Source organism: Pseudomonas edaphica (assembly GCF_005863185.1).
GTDB lineage: Bacteria > Pseudomonadota > Gammaproteobacteria > Pseudomonadales > Pseudomonadaceae > Aquipseudomonas > Aquipseudomonas edaphica.
The window spans coordinates 1-3,175 of the sequence record NZ_VBVZ01000674.1; the positions used below are offsets into that span (position 1 = coordinate 1).

3 protein-coding genes are annotated in these 3,175 nt (G+C 59.1%); all 3 read right to left on the reverse strand.

Features of this window, described 5'->3' with window-relative positions:
* Window positions 1-190 precede the first annotated feature (190 nt).
* Window positions 191-2,023, reverse strand: coding sequence for an ABC transporter ATP-binding protein (locus tag FEM54_RS28745; protein WP_017134845.1), 1,833 nt, complete (start codon window positions 2,021-2,023; stop codon window positions 191-193).
* Window positions 2,024-2,105: 82 nt separating this feature from the next.
* Window positions 2,106-2,669 carry a peptidylprolyl isomerase A gene (locus tag FEM54_RS28750; RefSeq protein ID WP_016979352.1) on the reverse strand — a complete coding sequence of 188 codons (564 nt, stop codon included), beginning with the start codon at window positions 2,667-2,669 and terminating at the stop codon, window positions 2,106-2,108.
* A 3-nt stretch (window positions 2,670-2,672) separates the two neighbouring features.
* Window positions 2,673-3,175: alpha/beta fold hydrolase (locus tag FEM54_RS28755; RefSeq protein WP_171045929.1), on the reverse strand; the 503-nt coding region annotated here is incomplete at its 5' end.

The window sequence follows — 3,175 nt, forward strand, 5'->3', positions numbered from 1 at the left end:
GATTACAGCACGCTTTTGATACAAATCCAGGCCATAAAAAAAGCGCCAGGGGCCCGTGGATTAGGGGCTTGGCGCTGATTAAAGGTGGGAGCTGGCTTGCCTGCGATTGCGGTGTGCCAGATAACCAATTCGGTACTGACAGTGCGCTATCGCAGGCAAGCCAGCTCCCACACTGTTTTGCGGTGTGTTTTTAATCGATGCCGACGAACCCACCCGTTTGGTGCTGCCACAACCTGGCATACAAGCCGCCATGGGCCAGCAGTTCGGCATGGCTGCCGGTCTCGGCAATCTGGCCTTTCTCCAGCACTACCAGCCGGTCCATGCGCGCAATGGTCGACAACCGGTGCGCAATCGCAATCACCGTCTTGCCTTGCATTAAGGTCTCCAGGCTTTCCTGAATCGCCGCTTCCACTTCCGAATCGAGTGCCGAGGTGGCCTCGTCCATGATCAGAAGCGGCGCGTCCTTGAGCAGCACCCGCGCAATGGCAATGCGCTGACGTTGCCCGCCCGAGAGTTTCACCCCGCGCTCGCCCACGTGCGCATCCAGCCCTGTGCGCCCTTCGGCATCCGACAGCAGCGGGATGAATTCATCGGCGCGGGCTTTGTGGATGGCGGCGTTGAGTTCCTCATCGGTGGCATCCGGCTTGCCGTACAGCAAGTTGTCACGGATCGAGCGGTGCAGCAGCGAGGTGTCCTGGGTGATCATGCCGATCTGTGCACGCAAGGACTCCTGGGCGACTTCGGCGATGTTCTGGCCGTCGATCAGGATGCGCCCGCCTTGCAGGTCGTACAGGCGCAGCAGCAAGTTGACCAGGGTTGATTTGCCCGCACCGGAGGGGCCGATCAGGCCGATTTTCTCACCGGCCTTGATCTGAAGGTTCAGGCCGCCAATGATCCCGCTCTTTTTGCCATAGTGGAAATCCACCTGCTCGAAACGCACTTCGCCGTGCGGCACGTTCAGGCGCGGGGCATTGTCGCGGTCGGTCACTGCCAGCGGTGCAGCGATGGTTTTCAGGCCGTCCTGCACCATGCCGATGTTTTCGAAGATGCCGTTGACCACCCACATGATCCAGCCGGACATGTTGACGATACGGATCACCAGGCCTGTGGCGAGGGCGATGGCGCCCACCGAAATCAGTGACTGCGTCCACAGCCACAACGCCAGGCCGGTGGTGGTGACGATCAGCACGCCGTTCAAGGTGCAGATCACCACGTCCATGCTGGTGAGCACGCGCGCGGCCAACTGGGTTTTTTCGGTCTGCTCGATGATCGCTTCCTTGGCGTATTCCTGCTCATTTTGCGTATGGGCGAACAGCTTCAAGGTGGTGATGTTGGTGTAGCCGTCGACAATGCGGCCCATCAATTTGGAGCGCGCCTCGGAGGAAATCACCGAGCGTTCTTTCACGCGAGGCACGAAGTAACGCAACGCCAGGCTGTAAAGAATGATCCAGGTGATCAGCGGGATCATCAGGCGCCAGTCCGCCTCGGCAAACAGCACCAGGGCGCTGATGGCGTAGATCGACACATGCCAGATGGCTTCCGCGGTCGCCACTGCCGAATCGCGCAAGGAGTTGCCGGTTTGCATGATGCGCTGGGCAATGCGCCCGGCGAAATCGTTCTGGAAGAAGTTCAAGCTCTGCTTGAGTACGTAGCTATGGTTCTGCCAGCGGATCAGGCTGGTCATGCCGGGGTTGATGGTCTGGTGCACCAGTAAGTCATGCAGGCCATTGAAGATCGGGCGCAGCAGCAGGGCAACCACGGCCATCCAGATCAGCTCGGCGCTGTGAATCTGGAAGAAGTTGGCGGGCGGCGTGCCTTGGGCCAAATCGATAATGCGGCTCAGGTAGCTGAACAATGCCACTTCGATCAACGCGCCGATCAGGCCGACCACCAGCAAGGCGGCAAAACTTGGCCACACCTGGCGCAGGTAGTAGAGGTAGAAGGGCAGGACTTTATCAGGAGGGGCGGCGCTGGGAGCGTCGCGGAAAATGTCGATCAGTTGTTCAAAGCGACGATAGAGCATTCAGTCTGACGCCCGCGTTGCGGGCTCTCCTTTCAAATGCGCACGCGGCGTTGTGGGCCGCGTGCGGAGCTTGCTGCGGACCTCAGTCGATGCGCTTGGCCGACTTGATCACAACAGGATCGATTGGCACGTTCTGCATGCCTTGCTTGGTAGTGGTTTGCGAGTTGACGATGACGTCGACAACGTCCATGCCTTTGACCACTTTGGCGAACACGGCATAGCCCGCATCGCGGCCAGGGTCGAGGAAGGCATTGTCAGCCACGTTGATGAAGAATTGGCTGGTGGCCGAATTTGGATCGTTGGTACGTGCCATCGACAAGGTGCCACGAACGTTATGCAGGCCGTTGCTGGCTTCGTTCTTGATCGGTGCTTCGGTCGGCTTCTGCGACATCTGCGCGGTGAAACCGCCGCCCTGGACCATGAAACCCGGGATCACGCGGTGGAAAATGGTGTTGGTGTAGAAGCCTTTGTCGACATAGGCCAGGAAGTTCTTGGTACTGATCGGCGCCTTGACCGGGTCCAGTTCGATTTCAATGTCGCCATTGGTGGTGGTGATCAGGACGTGAGGGGCCTTGGCAGGCTCAGCAGCCATCAGGTTGGCTGCGAACAATACGGAGCCGGCAAAGAAGGCGATTTTTTTCAGCATGGGTCAGTGATCCTGGGTAGTGGTTTCGACTGTCTTTAGAAAATCGAGCAAGGTAGCGTTAAAGACTTCGGGTTGATCCAAGGGCGTGGCATGGCGGGAATCTTCGATTACCACCAGCCGCGCATCGGGCAGCAGTTTTACATAGTTTTCTTTCTGCGCCACGGGGGTGTAGTCGTGGTCGGCGCTGATGACCAGGGTAGGACAGGTAATTCTGGAAAGTTGTTCCTGCACGCCCCAGCCGACAATCGCATCGAAGCTGGCGAGATAAGCACGTTTGTCGTTTTTTGCCCAGCGTTCGGCCATTTTGCGCCGCAGGTCGGCTTGCTCGGGTTTGGGGAACAGCCGATCGCCCAGCGCTTTGCCGATGGTGGCAAGGCTGAGCACGCGCGCCAGGCTCCAGCGCTTGGCCCATTGCCAGTAATCATCGGCGCTGCGCACCTTGACCTCGGGCGCGCTGTTGACGATGCACAGGCTCTTGACCTGAGCGGGGTCGTCCACGGCCAGCT

What these genes read in the sequence shown, in the direction of transcription:
- FEM54_RS28750 (WP_016979352.1), bottom strand. Translation starts at nt 2,669, where the DNA reads ATGCTGAAAAAAATCGCCTTCTTTGCCGGCTCCGTATTGTTCGCAGCC.
- FEM54_RS28745 (WP_017134845.1), bottom strand. Translation starts at nt 2,023, where the DNA reads ATGCTCTATCGTCGCTTTGAACAACTGATCGACATTTTCCGCGACGCT.